The sequence below is a fragment of the Hydrogenophaga taeniospiralis genome (genome assembly GCF_020510445.1).
Taxonomy (GTDB): Bacteria; Pseudomonadota; Gammaproteobacteria; order Burkholderiales; family Burkholderiaceae_C; genus Hydrogenophaga.
In genome coordinates, this window is the sequence record NZ_JAHBAG010000001.1 from 3126986 (window position 1) to 3146384 (window position 19399).

Below are 19399 nucleotides of genomic sequence, written 5' to 3' on the forward strand. Positions count from 1 at the left end.
TTCAGCTCCCGATCACGCGGGGTTGCGCGGCCACCGGCATCAGCGGTGTGCCGTTGGGCACGCAGACCGCCTGGCTGTCCATCAGCACCAGGGGCTGGCCGTTGGACTGCACGCGCAGCGCGGCCACGACCCACTGCCCGGTGACGCAGGGCACCGGGCTGCCCGAGACGTTGAACGGACAGCCCGCGATGGCGTAGGGCGCGCTCATCACCACCGTGGGCTGGCCGCTGACCAGCACGCGCGGGTTGGGCGCCGTGGGCGTGGCGCTGCCGCCGTGGGCACAGAGCACGGTGGCGCCGACGTGGAGCAGGGGGCCGGGCATGGTGTCAGGTCACCGTGAGGGCGCCGTTGTTGATGGTCACCACCGGGCCCACCAGGGTGATGGCCGCGCCCTTGCCGTTCTGGATGTAGATGCCGGTGTCGTTGACGATGAGCATCGCGCCGGTGGTGCTCTTGATCATGATGCCGCCGGTGGGCCCGGGCACGTCGGAGATGGTCAGGCCGTTCTGCAGCGGCGTCTGCAGCGTGATCGCCGGCACCGCCGGGGGCGTGAGCAGGGCCAGCGCGGGCACTTCCGCCGCGCTGCCCCAGAAGCCGCCGACCCAGATGGGATAGTCCGGGTCGCCCTGTTCGAATTCGACCCAGACGCCCGAGCCGGGGATGGGCAGGGCGAACATGCCGTTCTGGATGCCCGCGATCGGCACGCAGGGCATGGCCCAGGTGCCGGGGATCAGGCCGCCCACATCGGGCACCTGCACCATCAGCCGGCCCTGCTGCATGGGGTCGATGTTGGAGATCACCATGCCGCGGTATTTGCCGTAGTACTTCTGCGCGCCATTGCTCATTGGAAGACCCTCCGTGCTGCGCACTGCGGGGCTGAGCGCCTTGGGAACGGCCCGGCGGTGCTCACTGGAGTACCTTCGCCCTGCGGGCTGCGGTGCGAGCTTGCTTGGGAACGGCCCGGCGCGGCGCTCATACCGGAATCCTCGGTGTGATGGAGATCAGGCCGTTGCGGCTGAGGTCGAAGCTCTGCTTGAACTCGCCGCGCTTGAGCGTGCTCTTGACGCTGGAGACGTAGTACAGGCCGTCGTAGGCCAGGCCCACGCCGCGCACCCCGACCAGCCCGCGCGACTTGAGCGGACGGCCGTAGCGCAACACGTCGAGCTCGCCACTGGCGGTCACCGAGTCCTGCGATTTCTTGGCCTCGGCCAGACCGCGCGAGATCGCCTGCATCGGGTTCATGCGGGCCGTGTCCTTGAGCATGGTCAGGTTCGACAGCGGTGTGGACAACACGCCCAGCGGCGGCTGCAGCGGGTTCAGGTTGGGGATCGGAATGGGGATGGGCGCGCGGGTGAGCTGGTTCTGGATGAATACGATGGGCAGCACGCCGGCGGTCGGGTCGAAGTTGAAGCTCAGGTTCTCGACGTTGGTAAGCGCGTCCATGTCCACGTTGAGCGCGGGCTGGGGCACGCCGATCTTGATCTCGGGGCCGAAGTAGGCGATGTTGGTGCCCGGCGCCGGCCCGGGCTCGATGTAGAACACGTAGCCCACCTGCTCGGCGAGCTGGCGGATGTAGGCCAGATCGGTGCCCTGCTGGGCGGGGATTTTGTCCACCGGGATCGGCACGTCGGGGAACAGCGCCGGGATCACCAGCGGGATTAGGCCGAAGGGCGCGTACTTGGCGCAGAGCAGGGCCACGCGCGCTTCGATCGGCATGGCCGGAAACGGCAGGCCGCTCCAGTCCTGGGTGTCCATCACCTTGGTCAGGTCTTCGCCGGTGACGGTGACCGTGCCGGGCGAGCCCTGGCCGCCGGCCTGCACCTCCACATGGGTCATGACGCCGTCGAACAGCGGCTGCGGCGAGCCGTTGAGCGTGACGATCAGCATCACCCGCAGCGGCGGCGTGCCCAGCCCGGTGTTCTGCGCGCCGGCGATCAGGAAGATGGTGTTGAGCTCGGAGCGGGAACTGAACTGGAAGGTCAGCGTGAAGCCGCTGGCGCTGCCCGCGGAGCTGCGCACCTCCACGCTCTCCAGCGCGTCCATCACCACCCGCGGCGCCGGCACCGCGATCACCGGGCCGATCAGCAGGGTGAGCTGGATGCCCTTAGCCAGCATCGCTGTCTCCCGGGATGCCTTCGGGCAGGGTGATGCGCAGCAGGCGGCCCACGGTGGCGGTCAGCTCGCTCGGGTCCATCGCACCATTGGCGTCGCACAGGCGCCAGTACTGCAGCGGGTCGCCCAGGTAGCGCGCGGCCAGGTTGTCGATCCGGTCGCCGCTGGCCACGGTGTGCTCCGTGAGGGTCGAGAAGCGCTCGGGCGGCGGCACGAAGCGCCGCTTGACGAAGGTGATCACCGTGCCCTCGGGCGTGGTGGTCTGCGCCGAGCCGATACCGTGGTAGCGGCTGGTGGGCGCAAACAGCGGAGTGGCCAGCGCGTGGGCCTGCATGAATGCCTGAACGGGGTCCATCAGCCGATTCCTCCTATGCCCAGGGCGCCGAAGCTGCCCGCCTGCGCCTGGCCGGCGAGCCGCTCCTTGCCCTGCAGATACGCCATGAACAGGCTGCCGCCCTTGTGGGAGAAGCCCAGGTCGTCCACCGACAGCACGCGCAGGCCGATACTGACCTTGGCGACGATGGGGTTGAGCGCCGGGTCGAAGGCCTCTTCGGTGACCGAGAACTCGGTCAGCCGCACCGGCACGATGCGGTTCTTGCCCCACACGAACAGCATCAGCGGGGCCTCCATGGGCGCGATCTCCAGCGTGCCGGAATCGGCCTGCCGGTGCACTTCGAGCAACTGCGCGCTGCCCGGGTTCGCCAGCGCTTCGAGCACGGCCAGCTGGGGCGCCACGCCGTGGTCCACGGTGCCACGGTTCTGGTCGGGAAACTCCAGCTGGTCGGCCGCGTCGATGTCGGCTTCGAGCCGGAAGGTCTCGATGGCCGGCCCCTTGAAACGCATCGCCTCGCTGCGGTTGGCCGCCTCGCCACCGGCGGCCTGCACCTGCAGGCTGCGGGTGAGTTTTTCCGGGTTGTACTGCAACGAGATGACACGCAACACCCGCGACGACTCGGGGTCAATCAGCACCAGACCGCCTTTGAGGACTTTGGGGGAGTTGGGGAAGCTGGTCATGGGGCCCCACCTCCTTCTTGCGGGCAGGTAACGCCACTGCTTCCGAGGTCCACGTGCTTGCCGGCACGGTACTCATCCCGTGAGGGGATGTACCGCAGCATGCCCCCTTCGCTGTTGATGAGGTAGTAGTCGATTCGCCGGTCCTCTGCTTCTTCGGTGTCGCCGACAGTGCGGCCGTTCATGCCGGGCTTGGAGAAACCCAGTCCCTGACCTTCGGGATGGCTGTGGTAGTAAGCAACCAACTGATCACCTGGACGGGGCCTGTCGACGGCACCACAAATGCCCACGTCTCCCCGGTGTGGTCCGGTGGCGCGCAACGTGCCGTCGTCCGACCGGATGATGTTGCCGCAATGCTCGCGCCCTGTGCGCTTGGTGCGGCACAGGATATCTTTGAGTGCCGGAATGGCGACTCCATCCAGGGCATCTTGTTTGTAGGGTTTCGGTTCGGCTGGTTTGGCCGGCCCGGGCGCTGCGGACGTATCAGCCTCCGTGTGTGCCGAAGCGAGGTGGTGCAGCAAGCCATGACCTTTGGCGTAGTCCGCCTCTTTCCCCTGGGTCTTGGCCAGGATGGCCGAGCGCAGTTCAATGACCCGCTTCAGCAAGGTCTCTCCGGTGGTGCCCAATACAAATTGACGGCCTACCGTGATCGAGATCGAATTCGGCGAGGTTTCTACCCGCACCCCTTCCTGTGCCGCCGAAAAGCCGACAGCACCGATCTGATCAGCCTGTTTGGGGAGATACAAGCGGGCCAGCCGATAGACGATTTCGGAGGCGCTGAGCATCATGCGCGTGTCGTCTTTGGCGTTTTTGCGTGCACGGTCGGCTGCGCACAGCACCTTCACTTCTTCGGGATCGCGCATCTTTCCAGGGTCCTGTTCATTCCTGGCTGCCTCGCATTCGCCCGGGGCCGTGTCCCGCTGCAGCAGGCCCGCCTGCGGCGAAGCGCCCTGCTGGATCACATGCGCCAGCTCGTGCGCGATCAGCCGCTGCCCCTGGCGCGTGTCGGGCGCGAACTGGCCGGCGTTGAAAGCGATGTGCTCGCCAACGGTGTAGGCCCGGGCACTCACGTCGCGGGTGGATTGCTGAGCCGATCCGCCAGCGTGTATTCGGACCCGCGAAAAATCGTGGCCAAAGCGCTGTTCCATATCGCGCCGAAGCGTTGGCGCCATTGGTGTGCCGGCCTCCGAGAGCGTGTTGTCCACGCTCGCCGGTGCCATGCCTGCATGTGCCAATGGCTGGCTGGCCAGGCGCTGGATGTGGGGTGTGGCCCGGGCGGCGGCGTGGGGCGCTGCCGCCAGCGCCTGGTCGGCTGAGCGGTCGGCTTCCTGTTCCAGCGGGTCGTTGCTCGATCCCACCGACAACTTCTTCTGCAGGGTCTTTTGCCGGCAGGTTTCGCATTCGCCGCTCATGCCCGCACCACCGCCACAGGCGCAGCTGCGCTGCAGCAAGGGGCTGCGACGCAGCGTCACCCCCGATGGGCTGTGGGCCGGTGCAGGGCTGGTACGGGTCTTCATGGTGGCTCGCTGGTCGTGTCACGGTGCCCGGGGATCGGGCACGCCGGCGGAGTAGTCGCCCTTGACCTTGCACTTGTTGTCTGCATCGGTCGCGCTCATGGACTTCCAGGCCTTGCCGTCCCAGAACTCGATCGTTCCAGCGCCGATGTCCAGCACCCCTCCCCGGACGGCGCTTCCCTGGGTCTTTTCCACGGCCGATTTCCAGGCGCTGATCGCACCCGACAGACCCGGTGCGCCAGGATCGAACAGGAGATCCTGGGGCAGGTTCTTGACGAAGGCATTGGCCAGCACGGAACCCTTCAACGGGGTCGAGCGTGCCGCGCCCAGGAACACCGCATTGGGGAAGAGGCTCTTCCAGAGCTGGTAGGCCTCGGTGCACAGCGTGGCGCAGCTGGTGCTGATGAGCAGCTTGACGCTGGGCAGCGGTCCGGTGAGGCCACGCGTGTCCAGCGTCACATCCCAGTTGCCCGTGTTCCAGACGCCCGGCAGTTTGTACTGCGCGTACTGGTGGCCCGAGAACACCAGCACATTGGCCTTGGAGAACGCGCTTTGCACCTTGCTGTGCTTGGTGGACTCGCCCTGTTTGTCCGCAAAGTTCTGGAAGGACTCGTGTCCTGGTGCGAGCGTGCCACCCATCTTCTGCCGGTTGGCACCGGTCATGAAACGGTTGGCCGTGTCAAACCCGCTCAGGTAGTAGCCAGCAAAAGGTTTCAGGCTTTCCGCCCAGGCCAGCTTGCGGTCGTCGCTTCCAATTGCCTTGACCTGAGCCTTGGAATAGCCTTTCAGGGCCGACTTTCTTTCGCTCTCGGTGTAAAGAACAGTTGAGGCGGGAACCAGCGCGAGGTAAGCCGCCTCGTCAAAATCGGTATGGCAGGCACGGGCCCGCTTCAGAGCCAGGTAGAGCTCGGTCAGTTGTGCGTGATCGGCCACGGCGGCGGTGGTCTTGTCCAGCACGTCCTTGTCGCTGTCCGCCCGCTTCTTGCCTTTGCAGCTGTCTGGCGCGCGGCGGATATGCGTTGCTGCCGCGCCGCCTTGCTGCACCACGTGGGTGAGTTCGTGCGCCAGCAGCCGCCTGCCGTCCTGCGTGGCGGGATTGAACTGGTGTGAGCCAAACACCAGGTGGGAACCGGCGGTGTAGGCCCTGGCCTGCACATCCCTGGCCGACTGTTCTGCCTGGGCGCCGGTGTGCACCCTCACGCGCGAGAAATCGTGCTGGAAACGTCCTTCCATGTCCTGCCGCAGCGCCAGCTCCAGCGGGCTGCCCGTGCCCGACAGGGTCCGTGCCACGCTCGCCGGCGCAGGGCTGGCGTCCGTGCTCGCGGGGGTGGCCCGACGCTGGATACCCGGTGGCGCCTGCCGCACCGCCGGATGTCCTGGTCGTGTCAGGACCTCATCGGCGACCCGGTCGGCTTCACGCTCGTGAACGTCGTTGCTGGAACCCACAGCGAGTTGGCGTTGCACCCCAACGGGCCGGAGATCGTCTTCCAGGTTGGTGTGGTCCGATGCGGACGAACAGCGCTCGCATTTGCGCTGCAGGAGGCTGGTCCGCACGGGCGACAGGACGCCGTGGGTCCTGTGTCTCGCGGCGGGCATGGTCAGTGCGTGCCTGTTCATGATCCGATCCCCCGCACAATGCCCTGCGCGGTCTGCTCACCCACCGCCGTGGCCCGCGCGCCCGGCGCGATGCGCAGGGCCGCGATCTTCAGCCGGGGCACGCTGTGTTGCGCCATCAGCGCCTGTGCCGCCTGCGGTGTGGCCAGCAGCCGGCCGAGTTCTTCCCGCAGCCCTTCGGCGATGCCGGTCCGGTCGGCGCGGTCGAAGCCGCGCAGCACCAGCCGGTCGATGTGCAGCACGACGCGGTTCATGCCCACCCCCGGGTTTCGGCGTCGCTCAACGGGCGTTCGCGCTTCAGGGCTTCGGCTTGCGCGGCCCGCAGCACATGGCCCATGCCGATCGGCTGTGCGTCTTCGGCGGCGTGGAAAGCGGCGTTGAGCGCGATGTTGCGGATGTTGCCGCCCGCCATCTGCAAGCGGGAGAGCCGGGCGTGGTCCAGCCCGGCGGTGGGTGTGTTGCCTGGGAACACCCGGCGCCAGATGGCTTCGCGTTCGCTGGCCTCCGGGAACGGGAAATGCACCACGAAACGCAGCCGGCGGTGAAAGGCCGGGTCGAGCGCGGTTTTCTGGTTGGTGGTGAGGATCGCCAGCCCGCGGTAGGCCTCCATGCGCTGCAGCAGGTAGCTCACCTCGATGTTGGCGTAGCGGTCGTGGCTGTCCTTGACCTCGCTGCGTTTGCCGAACAATGCGTCGGCCTCGTCGAACAGCAGCACCGCGCCGCTGTCTTCGGCCACGTCGAACACGCGGGCGAGGTTCTTTTCGGTTTCACCGATGTACTTGCTGACCACGGCCGAGAGGTCGATGCGGTACAGGTCCAGGTGCAGCTCGTTCGCCAGCACCTCGGCCGCCAGGGTCTTTCCGGTTCCGCTCTCGCCCGCGAAGAGGGCGGCGATGCCCAGGCCGCGCGCGCCCAGCCTCGCAAAGCCCCAGTGCTCGTGCACCGTGGTCCGGTGCCGCAGGTGCGAGGCAATCTCGCGCAGGGTGGCTTTCTGAGCCTCGGGCAGGACCAGGTCGTCCCAGCCCGCGACGGCCTCGATGTGCTGGGCCAGGCCAGCCATGCGCCGGCTTTCCAGGCCGCGACAGGCCTGCCACAGGCTGCGCTCCAGCGCCGCGTCGTCGCTGTGAGGGTCGAGTGTTTGCGCAATGCGCTGGATGTCGTGGGTGCTGAGCCTGAACTCGGCGGCCACGCCGGTCGTCGCGTGGCGCAGACCTTCGGCGCTGGCACCCAAAGTGGCTCGCCACAAGTGTCGCTGGTCGCTGGCGCCGGGTTTTTCCACGCGCACACGCAGGTCGCGCCGCGCCAGCGCCGCGGGCTCGGGGGCCGCGATCAGGCAGACGCCACCGATGCGCTCCACGAAACGCAGCGCCTGCGGGGGCAAGGAGGTGTCGGCGCATTCGATCAACAGCGCTGCGTCGCTCAGCACCGCTTCGCGCTGCCAGAGCCAGACCAGTGCGTCAAGCTCCTGGGGCGGGGAGGGCAGGTCGTCGGTCTGGATGGCATAGAGCTGCAGGCCGAGTTGTGCCGCGGCGTGGGCGGCCACGTCGCGCTTGCCGTGCGGGTCCTTTCCCGGCAGTTGCACCACCGGCAGGGCCGGGCCGGCCCGCTTCCATTCGGCCACGATGTGCAGGGCCGTTTGCCGCTGCGCCTGTGCCATCAGGTCGGGTTCGGCGACCCGTTGCATCAGGGGCTGCAACCGTGTGTCCAGAAAGCCGATGCCGGCCAGGAAGTGCAGCACGCGTTCGTCCAGCCGCAGGCGGGCCGTGACCAGCGCGGTTTCTTCCGCGATGTCCAGCATGCGGTACAGCCGCAGCGGCCGCACCGGGGTCAGCGCGCTCCAGTGCGGGTCGGGCAGCACGGCCAGAGCCAGGCCGAAGGTGGCCCAGGGGCGCTGGCCGCTGGGTGAGGCGCCCGCGCAGAGGGCGCCGATCTCGCTGTCCATTTCGACGCCGGCCGCGAGCAGCAGGATGTCGCGCTCGAAGCGGGAGAGGTCGAAGCGTTCGACCAGCTGGTCAATCGCTGCCGGCTGGTCCAGTTCTTCTCGGCATTGTTCCAGCCGGGCCTGTGCAGCCGCCTCGTCCTCACCGCGCAGCCGGGCCTTGATCCGCGCGAACTCGGCCGACAGCAGGCGCTGGTTGGCCTCGGTCCAGTCGGTGGGCGTGCGGGTGGTGTCGCGGGCGTTCATGTGATCACCACACGTGTGTTCAGGAAGGTCGGCGGCACGGCGGTGCGGTCGATGACGGGGCTGTCGATGCCGTCGATGCGCAGGCGCGCCAGGTGGCCGGGGGGCTGGCCCGGTGGGGGCGGCGGGGAGACGGGTGCGTCTTGAATCACGAAGTCGAGCGAGGTGGTGGGCGTGGTGAAGGCCTGGGGCGCGTATTCCTGCTGGCCCAGCACCAGCACCACGCTTTGCCCGGCGCGCAGGGCGGGGTGGAAGTTGATCGTGAAGCTGGCGCTGTCGTCGCCCGCGCGCACCACGTTCAGCGGCAGCCCTGTGATCTGCGGCGCCAGCGTCATGGCCAGGCGGTTGCTGCTGCGCGGGGCGCTCTCGCTCGGGCGCAGCACGCTCACGCCGACGCGGTAGACACCCACCGGAAAGTTCGCGGCGTCGGCCACCGGGATGTTGAACCGCACCAGGGCCGCGCCGCCGGAAGCGAGCGCGGGCAGGCTGAGTTCGCTCTCGAAGCGGTCGTTGCTCAGCAGCACGGTGCGCCCGGTGCCGTCCAGGTGGTGGCCGGTGAGGTCGATGTCTTCGCCGAGCCGGGCGACGATCTGTCCGCCGGGCGGCGACACCGCCTCCAGCGTCGGGATCGCGGGCTCCAGGCCAGGCGCCACGAACACGCCGCGCTCGCGCCCGCTCTGCGGGTCCACGCCGCCGCGCGTGAGCACCGGCAGCGCCGAGCGCACCGGCTCCGTGGCTTCGATCAGCACCACCGTGGCGCGGTAGGCCGCGGTCGGGCGCAGATGGCTTTGGGTGGCGGTCCAGAGCTTGGACATTTCCTCGGTGTCGAGGTGCTCGGGCGTGATCTTGATCAGCTCGACCTGATCGGCCAGGCCCGAGTCGAACAGCGCGCGTTCGAGCGGTGTGCCGGGCAGGGGCGTGGGCGTGAGGGCCTGGCGGATCAGGCCGCGCGTGAGCAACGGGGATTCGTGCAGCCACTGCATGGCGTAACCCAGCAGGATCTCGGCGTGCAGGTCGCCGCCGCTGTAGGCCGAGAGCAGGTAGTGCAGGTCCAGCGCCAGCGGCGCGTTGCTCAGCCGGTTGCGCCCGGACGCATCGCGGCTGGGCAGGCCTTCGTTGCGCCAGCCGGTGTTGGCGCTGACGCGGTGCAGGAACAGGTTGAGCTGCGAGGCCTCGGTGCCGTTTTGCGGCACCACGCGGTCGGGCGGCAACACGCTGACGGTGGCGGTGCTGCCCAGCACACCGCTGAGGTTGTGCTCCACCAGCCTTTCGCTCAGCAGGCTGCGCAGGGTGGCGGTGACCGCGGCGATGCCCAGGGCGGTGGTCATGGGCGGCCCCCTTGGCGCCGGGCCAGGTATTCGTCCAGCGACACCGGCGCTTTGCGGCGCGCGGCCGGGCGCTGCGCGGGTGCGGCCGGTTCGTGGATGGCCGTGAGCTCGATGCGGCCGATGCTGACGTGCACTTCGGTGGTCTCTTCGACCCGGCCACCGTGCCCCGGCCGCCGAGGTTCCAGGGGTTGCGCGTGGGCGGTGGCGGGCTGGCGCACGCGGATCACCGGTGAGAGCAGCGGCTGGAGCTGATTCCAGGCAGGGGGCGCTTCGGTTGACGATCCAGGCGACGTTGTTGCCAGTGTCGCGTCCGGCCTCGGGGTGGTGGGTTCGCCAGTTGCGAGGTGCACGCTGCGGGCCGCCAGGGCTTTGTCCACTGGGTCCGGCGCGCGTGGGTTGGACGTCGGTGCATTGGCACGCGCCTCCCGCGCTGGCGTGGGCGCCGCACCGGCTTCGTCGGCGGGTGCCAGCAGCGGGGCGGGGGCGAAGGCCGTTGGCGCGCTCTGCCCGCGCCTAGACGCATGCAGAACCGGTTGATGCGGTGCTTCGGCCGGTGCGAACACCGGGTCGGGAAAGCCGGGGCTGGCGCCCGGGGGCGTGCTGGCGGTCGTGTCGGCTGGCTGAACTGGCGTGGTGGGCTCGGGCGCCAGAGCGCCGTCCTGCAGCGGCGTGTGTGGTCCGAGCAGCTCGGGTGCGAACCGCGCGCCCGATGCGGCGCGCACCGTGCGGGCGGTTCCGTTGGCCCGTTGGGCGAGACGTTGCAAGAATCCGGTCATGGTCTGCCTCGTCTCCTGGTGGTTTCTCAGTCCCGGACCAGGTCCAGATAGGCGGCGCGCCTGACCGGGCTGAGGGCGAACACCTCGCCTTCGGTCCAGCCGTAGGCCTGCGCCAGGCTGTGCACCTGGCCGAGCAGGCCCCGGGCGTGCTGCTGTACGTCGCCCCACAACAGGTCGCCCGCGTCCAGCGAGGCCTGCGTCGGCTGGCCGCAGGCCTCACAGGCCACGCTCAGCCGCAGGTCGGCCAGCGGGTCGGCGGCTTCGAGCTGTTCTTCTGCCTCGCTCAAGACGTCGGCCAGCGTGGCGGGGGCATCGGGGCGCGCCACACAGCAGCGCTCCAGCAGACGCAGCGCGGCGGCCTGCGCATCGGTTTCATGGGCCAGGGCCGCGAGATCGCGGCTGTGGGGCACGCGGAACCGGAACCCCTGCAGCGCCACGTCCGCACGCTCGTCTTGTGCGCTGGCGCCGGCCAGCAGCTCGCCGATGTCCAGCGCCAGCTCCAGGTGTTCGCCACAGTGTTCGCAGTCCAGCTGAACCTCGACGTGCGCACCAAACAGCGCGGCCCGCATGCGCAGCAGCCCGGCGTTGACCACACCCAGCGGCAGCTGCGCGAAGCGCTCGGGCGCCACGTCGGGCCGGGCCCAGGCGCAGAGCAGCAAGGCCCGGTCAATGGGATGGCGGGTCTGGCCGCTTTCCCAGAGGCTGAGCAGCTCGGCTTCGTCGAGCGCGCGCATGGCGGCGGGCCTCAGGCCGGTTCGGTGAAGCGTGGCTCGGCCGGTTCGGTGACGTCGTAGTCACGCTCCCAGCCTTCGTTCTCCAGCTTGATCGACTGGATGGCCACCGCGTTGGCGTTGGCGTCCAGGTCGGGCAGCGCCTGGTATTCCGAGACCCAGCAACGAAACACCTTGTAGGCCAGGACGAGCTGGCCGGCCTCGTTGTAGACCTCGATGATCAGGTCCTTGCGGAAGTCCTGCAGCGAGACCTCGGCGCCCAGGCCGGAGCCGAAGTTCCAGACCTTGTTGGCCCAGCGCTCGAACTCGGGGTCGTGCGTCACGCCGCGCTCCAGGCTGATCGCCTCGAACTTGGTGCGCCCGGGCGACTTGCGCGTGACCGAAGGGTCGCCGCCCTCCCGGTGCTCGACGAGTTCGGTGCTGCGCTTGAGCGCGCCGACCTTGCTGATGCCCGCGACGTAACGGCCGTCCCACTTGACGCGGAATTTGAAGTTCTTGTAGGGGTCGAAACGCTGTGCATTGACGCTGAACTGAGCCATGACGGTTCTCCTTAGACTTCGACCTGACCGGCCATCTGCTGGATCTTGAGCACCACGAATTCGGCCGGTTTCAACGGCGCGAACCCGACCAGGATGTTCACGATGCCGAGGTTGATGTCGTTCTGCGTCGTGGTCTCGCGGTCGCACTTGACGAAATAGGCTTCACGCGGGCTGCGGCCCTGGAACGCGCCCTGGCGAAACAGGTTCTGCATGAAGGCGCCCACGTTGAGCCGGATCTGCGCCCACAGCGGTTCGTCGTTGGGTTCGAACACCACCCACTGGCTGCCGCGGTACAGGCTCTCTTCGAGGAACAGCGCGAAGCGCCGCACCGGCAGGTATTTCCACTCGGAGGCCAGTTGGTCGGCGCCGGCCAGCGTGCGCGCGCCCCACACCAGGTTGCCCGTGACCGGGAAGCTGCGCAGGCAGTTCAGCCCCAGCGGGTTGAGCAGGCCGTTCTGACCGTCGGTCATGGTGTAGCTGAAGCCCTGCACACCGGAGAACGAGGCGTCCAGGCCCGCCGGGGCCTTCCAGACACCACGCTGCACATCGGTGCGCGCGATGATGCCCGCGACCGCGCCGCAGGGTGCGAACTCGGCGAGGCGGTTTTCGCTCAGCGGATCGGCCATGCGCAGGCGCGGGAAGTACACCGCGGCATTGCGGGCGTCGTCGTTGCCCGTCGCGGCGCGCATCGCGTTCACACCCGTCTGCGCGGTGCTGATGGCGGTAGCGGCGTTGGCGGTCCAGGCGGCGGGTGAGTCGATGATCAGCATCGCGCGCCGGTCCTGGCAGTACGAGGCGGCCAGGGCCCAGGTGGCCGGGGCGACGTCGGCCTCGTGCGTCAGCGGTGGCAGGCACAACAGGTTGAACAGGTCGGCCGCTTCCAGCGCGTACATGCCTTCGCGGTTGGCGATCGCCGTGGCGTTGGTGGGCACGAGCTGGGTATCGGTGATCGCCGCGCCATCGGCGGTCGCAACGCCCACGGCCGCCACGTTGGGCAGGGTCGGGTCGGCCGGATCGTCCGGGCTGGCATCCGTCGGCGCGGGGGTGCGTACCCTCACCAGGGCCGACTGTTCGTTGAGCACGGTGTCGACGAAGCGCGGGCTCAACGGCGAGACCGAGACGTTGCGAAAGCTCTCCGCGGCCACCACCTGGCTGCCGCCCACCCGGTCGAGCTCTTCGACCGTGAGGTTGAAGAGCAGCGCATCGGCGGGGTCGCGGGTGAGGTGGTCGACCCGGGCCCGCAAGGCCTGGCCCCACAGGCCCGGGCTGGCCGCCTCCAGCACCAGGTTGCCGGCGCCCGCGGGCAGGGTGATGGTGGCCGTGCTGGCGGCGATGTCGCCGTTGAACACGCGCACGATCAGCGCGTCTGCCCCGCCGTGTTGAAAGAAGTGGCTCACCGCGTAGCCCATGGTGCTGTCGCGCCAGAGGCCGCCGAAGATGCGCGCGTATTCCGTAAAACTTTGTACCCGTACCGCCCGGTTGACCGGGCCGCGCGTCGAGCGGCCTATGAAGGCTGTGATGGACGTGGCGACACCGGTGATGGTGCGCACACCACTGGGAACCTCTTCGACGTAAACCCCAGGATATGTGAGGGCTGAAGGCATGGTGGACGCTCCTTGTTGACTGTGTTGGTCGGGTGCCCGGAGTGCGCCTCGTGGCGCCTGGTGAAGCCAGCGGTGTGCTTCAGGACCGAGAGGCTACGAACTTCATCGGTCCGATGTTGTGACAGTTTGTGTCGCTCGATCCCTTGTCCCACCACTGCGATCCGTGGGCCAAACGCTGGTTCTTCTGGACCGCATTGCGCCACAGATCGGTGCAACCGACATACCTCAAACGGAGGACGAAACCAGGCTGACGGGACGCGAAAGAACGTACCGGAAACGGCGGGATCGGGCCCACCAGGAGGCCTGCGTCGAGGACGGTGGGGTGGCGGGTTTCATGGCCGCCGAGTGGGGTGTCGAGATCGTTCGGTGCGGGCGCGCCGTCAGAGTCCGAGCCAGGGCAGCAGGTTGCGCAGGCGCTTTTCGGTGCTGGTGTCAAAGCCCTGGATACCGATGCTCTTGAGCACCTCGCGGCCCGGCTCGGTTTCGGGCAGTGCACGCAGCGCCGATTGCATGGCCGCGATCTGCGCGGCGGTGAGGGCCCTGTGTGCAATGAGGGGGAAGTAGGGCTGCGACACGCTGGTGTGCAGAACACGGTGCCCGGTCTTGTCCAGGGCCTTGGCCACGCTCGAGTACGAGGCCACGCCCCCCACGTCGCCGAACTTGTTGTTCAAGTAAAACGGCACCGCCCCTTGTTCGCGCACCCATTCGATGCGCTCCTTGCTCAGGTCGATGCCCTGGTCGCGCAGCTCGGCGCCGCAGAACTTCGCCATGTAGGACGCCGCATCGGGCAGGACGATGCGCTTGCCCTTGATGTCGGCCAGCGTCTGGTAAGGCGAATCCTTGGGCACGATGAGCACGCAGTGTCCATCGGGTCGGGCCGACGCCACGTACTGGTAGCCGTGGTCGCGCATGCCACGCGCGGGGTAGTCGCTCGGGCGCGCGATCGCCAGATCGAAACGGTTGTTCTTGAGCCCGTCCTCAAGCGCCGCGAACTCCCGGATGAACACCACGTTGACTTTTTGGCCGAGGCTCTGACCGATGACATCGGCCAGCCCCTGGTACTTGGCAATCACACGGGCGTGATCGGTGCCGCCCGAAGAGCCTTCGCTGATGGCCAGCATGAAGTCCCGCGACCACGCTGTTTCCATGCCCATCTGCAATGCGATATATATAAGTAGTAATTTCAGATATTTGCGCATTCAAATATTCAAGTTAACAAGTTTTTGCATTCTAGGGACATCAACGTCCGATTGGGCCCCCGATAACACCGGCAACATCCGGGAGAACCCTCGGTCTCACACGCCGCGCGCGCAAGTCCTTTGGCAGGGCGACGGGGCCTGTTTCGCCTAAGATCGCACGCACTTTCTGACACTGGAGATTTGTTCATGCCTTTGCAATTTGCCGACCGTCTCAACAACGTCGAGACCTCTGCCATCCGCGAACTTTTCAAACTGCTGGGCAAGCCCGGCATCATCAGCTTTGCCGGGGGCTTTCCCGACAGCGCCATGTTCGACGTGGATGGCATCCGCGAAGCCGTCAACACCGCGTTGACCGAAGAACCCGGCGGTGCCCTGCAATACGGCGCCACCGAGGGCTACAACCCGCTGCGCGAACAGCTCGCCGCGTTCATGACCAGCAAGGGCAACCAGGGCGTGACGGCCAACGACCTCATCGTCACCACCGGCAGCCAGCAGGCGCTGGACCTGCTGGGCAAGACGCTCATCTCCCCCGGCGACAAGGTCATCGTCGAAGGCCCCACCTTCCTTGCCACCATCCAGTGCTTCCGCCTCTACGGCGCGCAGCTCATCACCGCGCCGGTGGACGGCAACGGCGTGAAGACCGACGAGCTGGAAAAGCTGATCGAAGAGCACAAACCCAAATTCGTCTACCTCATCCCCACCTTCGGCAACCCCAGCGGCGCCATGCTCAGCCTGGAGCGGCGCAGACAAGTGCTCGAAATGGCGGTGAAACACAACACGCTGATCGTGGAAGACGACCCCTACGGCGATCTCTACTTCGGCGAAGCGCCGCCACCCAGCCTGCTCGCGCTCAGCGCCAGCGTGCCCGGCAGCCGCGAGCTGTTGGTGCATTGCGGTTCCTTGAGCAAGGTGCTCAGCCCTGGCCTGCGCGTGGGCTGGATGATCGGCCAGGCCGCGCTGCTGGCCAAGGCCACCATGTGCAAACAGTTCAGTGACGCCCACACCAGCACCTTCGCCCAGGCCACCGCCGCGCAGTACCTCAAAGCAGGCCGCATGCCCGCCACGCTCGCCAAGGTGCGCGCGGTGTATGCCGAACGCGCCACCACCATGGGCAACGCCCTGCGTCGTGAGCTGGGCGACGCCATCGAGTTCGTGCAACCCAAGGGCGGCCTGTTCGTCTGGGCCCGCCTCACCGGCGCGGGCGGCAAGGTGGCCGACGGCGGCGAGCTGGCCAAACGCGCGATTGAAAAAGGCGTGGCCTTCGTGCCCGGCGCACCGTTCTACGCCTCCAACCCCGACCACGCCACCCTGCGCCTCTCCTTTGCCACGGTGGGGGTGGAGAAGATTGAAGAGGGTGTGGGGCGCTTGGGGGCAGCGGTTTGATCTGTTGACACCCTTTTCTCCAGCGTCCAAAAAACCGAGGCATTGACAGCCCCCACACCATGATCCGGCCCGAGACCCCCGCCGACGCGGCCGCCATCGCCACCCTGACCACGGCCGCCTTCCTCAACGCGCCCCACACCAGCCACACCGAAGCCTTCATCGTCAACGCGCTGCGACGTGCCGGTGCGCTGAGCGCCTCGCTGGTGGCGGAGCAGGGGGGCGAGCTGGTGGGGCATGTGGCGACCTCGCCGGTGGGGGTGTCCGACGGCACGCCGGGCTGGCATGGGCTGGGGCCGATCTCGGTGTTGCCGGTTTACCAAGGCCAGGGCATCGGTTCGGCGCTGATGCGGGCGGCGCAGCAGACGCTGCGCGGGCAGGGCGCGGCCGGCATCATGCTGGTGGGCGACCCGGGCTACTACCGGCGCTTCGGCTTTCGCAACGAGCCGCAGCTGGAGTACCCGGGTATCCCGCAGGCGTACTTCATGGTGCTGCCGTTCTCCGATGTGTTGCCACGGGGAACGGTGACCTTTCACGAGGCCTTCGGCGCCACATCCTGAGCGCATGGAACGCTGGGACGCCGCTGGCGGCTGAGCTGGGCCTGGCCACGGGCGGCCGGTTTCAGGTCACGTTCTCGAACTGGTCTGCGTTCTTGCCTTTGAACGGCGCGTAAAACGCCTTGATGGCCGCCATGTCGGCGTCCATGTCGCCGGTGGGCTCGAACAGTGGGCCCAGGCCGCTGCGTTTGGTGGCGTAGTCCATGTACGCCATCACGATGGGCACCTGGGCGCCCAGGGCGATGTAGTAGAAGCCGGTTTTCCAGTAGCGCGTCTTGCTGCGTGTGCCTTCGGGCGGCACGATGAGCTGCAGCGGTCCGTCGGCGGCGCGGATGGCGTCGGCCGAGGCGGCCACGAGGTTGCTGGATTGCGCTCGGTTCACGGGAATGCCGCCGAGCCAGCGCATCAGGCCGCCAAATGGGGCTTTGAAGATGCTCTGCTTGCCCATCCAGTAGATGTTGAGCCGCAGCGCGAACGCCACCATCAGGGTGTAGGGCAGGTCCCAGTTGCTGGTGTGCGGCGCGGCGATCAGCACGCTCTTGCGCGCCACCTCGGGCAGGGCGCCTTCGACGCGCCAGCCGGTTAGCTTGAGGTAGGCGATGGAGAAGCCACGTAGCAGGGTGTTGACGACCGGGGTGGTGAAGACGGTGCGGTGCATGGCGGGCGAGTATCGCCGATGACATTTGCGCGACGCGCCCCGGCCCGCCGCGCGCTACCATCGCCGCCACCTCAACTTGACGGAGATCAACGGATGCAAACCACCCTCGACGTGCAGGGCCTGAACGTGATCGTCGAAGGCCGCGGCCCGACCGTGGTGATGCTGCATGGCTGGCCCGATACGCGGGCGCTGTGGGACGACACCGTGGCCGCGCTGCGCGACGGCTACCGTTGTGTGCGGTTTTCGCTGCCGGGTTTTGATCTCTCCAAGCCGCCGCGCCCGGTGTCGGTGAACCAGATGTGCGAGCTGGTGGGCGCGGTGGTGGACACCGTGAGCCCGGGTGAGCCGGTGACGCTGCTGTTGCACGACTGGGGCTGTTTCTTCGGCTACGAGTACGCCGCGCGCCAGCCGCAGCGGGTGGCGCGGGTGGCGGCCGTGGACATTGGTGACACGAACTCGGGCACCTACCTGAAGTCGCTCAAGCCGAAGGAAAAGGCCTTGATCGCGGGCTACCAGCTCTGGCTGGCCCTGGCCTGGAAGCTGGGCCCCTGGCTGCCGTGGCTGGCCAACCGCATGACGCGCTTCATGGCGCGCGCCATGGGATGCCGCACCGCGCCCGAGCGCATGGGCTGGCAGATGAACTACCCGTATGCGATGCAGTGGTTGGGTGCCTTTGGTGGGCTGCGGGGCGTGGCGCGGGTGGACAGGGTGTTTGGCCCCGTCATCCCGACGCTGTTTTTCTTCGGCAAGCGCAAGTCCTTCATGTTCCATTCGGCGCGCTGGTTGGCCGCGCTGGCCACCACGCCGGGCAGCGCCGTGCACGGCCTGGACACGGGGCATTGGGTGATGCGGCAAAAGCCCGTGCAGTTCCACGCCTGGCTGCGCGCCTGGCTCGACCAGCCCATGGCGAGCAGGGACGAAACAACATGAAGCCCGAAGACCTGGAGCGTCTGCTCACCGTGGAAATGCCCTACGGCAAATACAAGGGCCGGCCCATCGCCGATCTGCCAGGCAACTACCTGAACTGGTTCGCTCGCGAAGGGTTCCCGCCGGGCGAGGTGGGTCGCCTGCTCGCGCTGATGCACGAGATCGACCACAACGGGCTGAGCGATCTGCTCACGCCGCTGCGGCGGCCGCGCTGAGCGCAGCGGGTGCGCTCAGCCCAGCGCCAGCGCGTCAAGCACCCGGGCCGCGGCGTAGGCGTCGTTCGCCGCGTAGATCAGTTGGGCCTCGCTCAGGCGCGGGTTGGCCCAGTTGGAGGTGGCGGCCTTCTTGGACTTGATGAAACGCTGGTTGAACAGCACGGCCACCGCACCTTTCACGCCCATGTCCTTGCGGTAGCCGCGCTGGCGAAACACCGCGTTGAGTTCCAGCACACCGGCGGGCTCCACCAGCAGCTTGGAGACGATGCGCTTGGTATCGTCGCCCAGGCCGAAACCGGCCTTGGTGTGGGCCGCTTCGGCCAGCAGGCCGGCCACCAGATCGCGGCAGGCCGGGTCGGACAGCTGGAACACCCAGGCGTGCTGCAGTGTGGCGAGCTGTACGATGTGCGGCCCGTCGGACACCTGGTCCTTGAAGAAGGTGGGTTTGGACTCGGTGTCGAAGCCCCAGGCCGCGTGATCGCGCAAGGCGGCGCAGGCTTCCACGGCCCGGGGGCCGCTGTCCACCAGGGTGATGCGCTCCAGGCCCAGGCGGCCAAATTCGGGCAACAGCGCGATCTCTTCTTTGCTGGGCGTGGGGCGGGTGGTTTGCATGGGTTCGGGGGGAGGGCTGGCGTCCCGGGGCGGGATCGATAATCGGGGCATTGTGCAACGCGCTGCGTTGCCCCCTCGCCACCCCATGACCTACTCCCTCAAACTCTACGTGTCCGACGACACCACGCCCGAGCAACGCCGGGCGGCCGAACGGCTGTTCCGGCAGGCGCTCGAATCCGCGCTCGGCGACGCCGCCCTGGTGGCCCCGGTGTATGCGGCCTACCAGGGCATCGTGGCCCAGCACGGCGAAACGCCCGACCCCGAAGCCCTCACCACCGACGAACGCATGGTGCTGGAGCACTGGCAACTGGCCGAGAGCGCCGCGCTGCAGGCCGTGTTCGGCCCGCATCGCCACCTGGACGAGGGCGGCTACGAGATCGGCTTGCCCGCATAATCAGCCCCCCGTTGCGCGTCCTCTCAGGGCGATCACCCTCTTTGAA

22 protein-coding genes are annotated in these 19399 nt (G+C 67.9%); 5 read left to right on the forward strand and 17 right to left on the reverse strand.

All coding sequences use genetic code 11. The annotated features are described in order from the left end of the window. Position 1: 1 nt before the first annotated feature. The 15 genes from KIH07_RS14955 to KIH07_RS15025 form a co-directional block, all read right to left on the reverse strand. Positions 2 to 322, reverse strand: a complete 321-nt coding sequence (locus tag KIH07_RS14955; protein WP_226492728.1) for a hypothetical protein — start codon at positions 320 to 322, stop codon at positions 2 to 4. A gap of 4 nt (positions 323 to 326) precedes the next feature. Further along, positions 327 to 845 (reverse strand): phage baseplate assembly protein V, encoded by a 519-nt coding sequence (locus KIH07_RS14960; protein WP_226492729.1) that lies wholly within the window; start codon positions 843 to 845, stop codon positions 327 to 329. Between the two features lie 127 nt (positions 846 to 972). Next, positions 973 to 2115: a hypothetical protein gene (locus KIH07_RS14965; protein ID WP_210829036.1), complete on the reverse strand. Its 1143-nt coding sequence runs from the start codon at positions 2113 to 2115 to the stop codon at positions 973 to 975. Next, complete coding sequence (locus KIH07_RS14970) at positions 2105 to 2467, reverse strand: LysM domain-containing protein (RefSeq protein WP_226492730.1); 363 nt, start codon at positions 2465 to 2467, stop codon at positions 2105 to 2107. The genes KIH07_RS14965 and KIH07_RS14970 overlap by 11 nt, the downstream gene beginning before the upstream one ends. Next, positions 2467 to 3126 (reverse strand): carbohydrate porin, encoded by a 660-nt coding sequence (locus KIH07_RS14975; RefSeq protein ID WP_226492731.1) that lies wholly within the window; start codon positions 3124 to 3126, stop codon positions 2467 to 2469. Before KIH07_RS14975 ends, KIH07_RS14970 begins: the two co-directional genes overlap by 1 nt. Then, complete coding sequence (locus KIH07_RS14980; RefSeq protein WP_226492732.1) at positions 3123 to 4640, reverse strand: DUF4157 domain-containing protein; 1518 nt, start codon at positions 4638 to 4640, stop codon at positions 3123 to 3125. The genes KIH07_RS14975 and KIH07_RS14980 overlap by 4 nt, the downstream gene beginning before the upstream one ends. 18 nt (positions 4641 to 4658) lie before the next feature. Continuing rightward, positions 4659 to 6254, reverse strand: a complete 1596-nt coding sequence (locus tag KIH07_RS14985) for a DUF4157 domain-containing protein (RefSeq protein WP_226492733.1) — start codon at positions 6252 to 6254, stop codon at positions 4659 to 4661. Next, entirely contained in the window at positions 6251 to 6505 is a 255-nt protein-coding gene (locus KIH07_RS14990) for a hypothetical protein (protein ID WP_226492734.1), read from the reverse strand. Before KIH07_RS14990 ends, KIH07_RS14985 begins: the two co-directional genes overlap by 4 nt. Further along, positions 6502 to 8436 carry an ATP-binding protein gene (locus KIH07_RS14995; RefSeq protein WP_226492735.1) on the reverse strand — a complete coding sequence of 645 codons (1935 nt, stop codon included), beginning with the start codon at positions 8434 to 8436 and terminating at the stop codon, positions 6502 to 6504. Before KIH07_RS14995 ends, KIH07_RS14990 begins: the two co-directional genes overlap by 4 nt. Further along, entirely contained in the window at positions 8433 to 9761 is a 1329-nt protein-coding gene (locus KIH07_RS15000) for a DUF4255 domain-containing protein (RefSeq protein ID WP_226492736.1), read from the reverse strand. Before KIH07_RS15000 ends, KIH07_RS14995 begins: the two co-directional genes overlap by 4 nt. Beyond that, positions 9758 to 10537, reverse strand: coding sequence for a hypothetical protein (locus KIH07_RS15005; RefSeq protein WP_226492737.1), 780 nt, complete (start codon positions 10535 to 10537; stop codon positions 9758 to 9760). Before KIH07_RS15005 ends, KIH07_RS15000 begins: the two co-directional genes overlap by 4 nt. A 26-nt stretch (positions 10538 to 10563) precedes the next feature. Continuing rightward, complete coding sequence (locus KIH07_RS15010) at positions 10564 to 11271, reverse strand: hypothetical protein (RefSeq protein ID WP_226492738.1); 708 nt, start codon at positions 11269 to 11271, stop codon at positions 10564 to 10566. Between the two features lie 11 nt (positions 11272 to 11282). Next, positions 11283 to 11807 (reverse strand): phage tail protein, encoded by a 525-nt coding sequence (locus tag KIH07_RS15015; RefSeq protein ID WP_226492739.1) that lies wholly within the window; start codon positions 11805 to 11807, stop codon positions 11283 to 11285. 11 nt (positions 11808 to 11818) lie between these two features. Continuing rightward, positions 11819 to 13411 (reverse strand): phage tail sheath family protein, encoded by a 1593-nt coding sequence (locus KIH07_RS15020; protein ID WP_226492740.1) that lies wholly within the window; start codon positions 13409 to 13411, stop codon positions 11819 to 11821. A gap of 380 nt (positions 13412 to 13791) precedes the next feature. Continuing rightward, positions 13792 to 14610 carry a phosphate/phosphite/phosphonate ABC transporter substrate-binding protein gene (locus KIH07_RS15025; protein WP_226492741.1) on the reverse strand — a complete coding sequence of 273 codons (819 nt, stop codon included), beginning with the start codon at positions 14608 to 14610 and terminating at the stop codon, positions 13792 to 13794. A 192-nt stretch (positions 14611 to 14802) separates the two neighbouring features. Between KIH07_RS15025 and KIH07_RS15030 the strand changes: the two genes are divergently transcribed. Both KIH07_RS15030 and KIH07_RS15035 read left to right on the forward strand, forming a co-directional pair. Further along, entirely contained in the window at positions 14803 to 15993 is a 1191-nt protein-coding gene (locus tag KIH07_RS15030; protein ID WP_226494721.1) for a PLP-dependent aminotransferase family protein, read from the forward strand. 59 nt (positions 15994 to 16052) lie between these two features. After that, positions 16053 to 16550, forward strand: coding sequence for a GNAT family N-acetyltransferase (locus KIH07_RS15035; RefSeq protein ID WP_226492742.1), 498 nt, complete (start codon positions 16053 to 16055; stop codon positions 16548 to 16550). A 61-nt stretch (positions 16551 to 16611) separates the two neighbouring features. Here the strand turns inward: KIH07_RS15035 and KIH07_RS15040 are convergent, their stop codons facing one another. Continuing rightward, positions 16612 to 17205 carry a lysophospholipid acyltransferase family protein gene (locus KIH07_RS15040; protein WP_226492743.1) on the reverse strand — a complete coding sequence of 198 codons (594 nt, stop codon included), beginning with the start codon at positions 17203 to 17205 and terminating at the stop codon, positions 16612 to 16614. 93 nt (positions 17206 to 17298) lie between these two features. On the opposite strand from KIH07_RS15040, the gene KIH07_RS15045 reads away from it, so the two are divergent. Then, the gene (locus tag KIH07_RS15045) at positions 17299 to 18135 is read left to right on the forward strand and encodes an alpha/beta fold hydrolase (protein WP_226492744.1); all 837 of its coding nucleotides are present in this window, start codon (positions 17299 to 17301) and stop codon (positions 18133 to 18135) included. Beyond that, the gene (locus KIH07_RS15050; protein WP_068166182.1) at positions 18132 to 18347 is read left to right on the forward strand and encodes a DUF3820 family protein; all 216 of its coding nucleotides are present in this window, start codon (positions 18132 to 18134) and stop codon (positions 18345 to 18347) included. Before KIH07_RS15045 ends, KIH07_RS15050 begins: the two co-directional genes overlap by 4 nt. Positions 18348 to 18362: 15 nt before the next feature. Here the strand turns inward: KIH07_RS15050 and KIH07_RS15055 are convergent, their stop codons facing one another. Continuing rightward, positions 18363 to 18959, reverse strand: coding sequence for a 3'-5' exonuclease domain-containing protein 2 (locus KIH07_RS15055; protein WP_226492745.1), 597 nt, complete (start codon positions 18957 to 18959; stop codon positions 18363 to 18365). Between the two features lie 85 nt (positions 18960 to 19044). Here KIH07_RS15055 and KIH07_RS15060 point away from each other — a divergent pair, with 85 nt between their 5' ends. Then, on the forward strand, positions 19045 to 19353 hold the full coding sequence (locus KIH07_RS15060) for a hypothetical protein (protein ID WP_226492746.1): 309 nt from the start codon (positions 19045 to 19047) through the stop codon (positions 19351 to 19353). Positions 19354 to 19399: the final 46 nt, after the last annotated feature.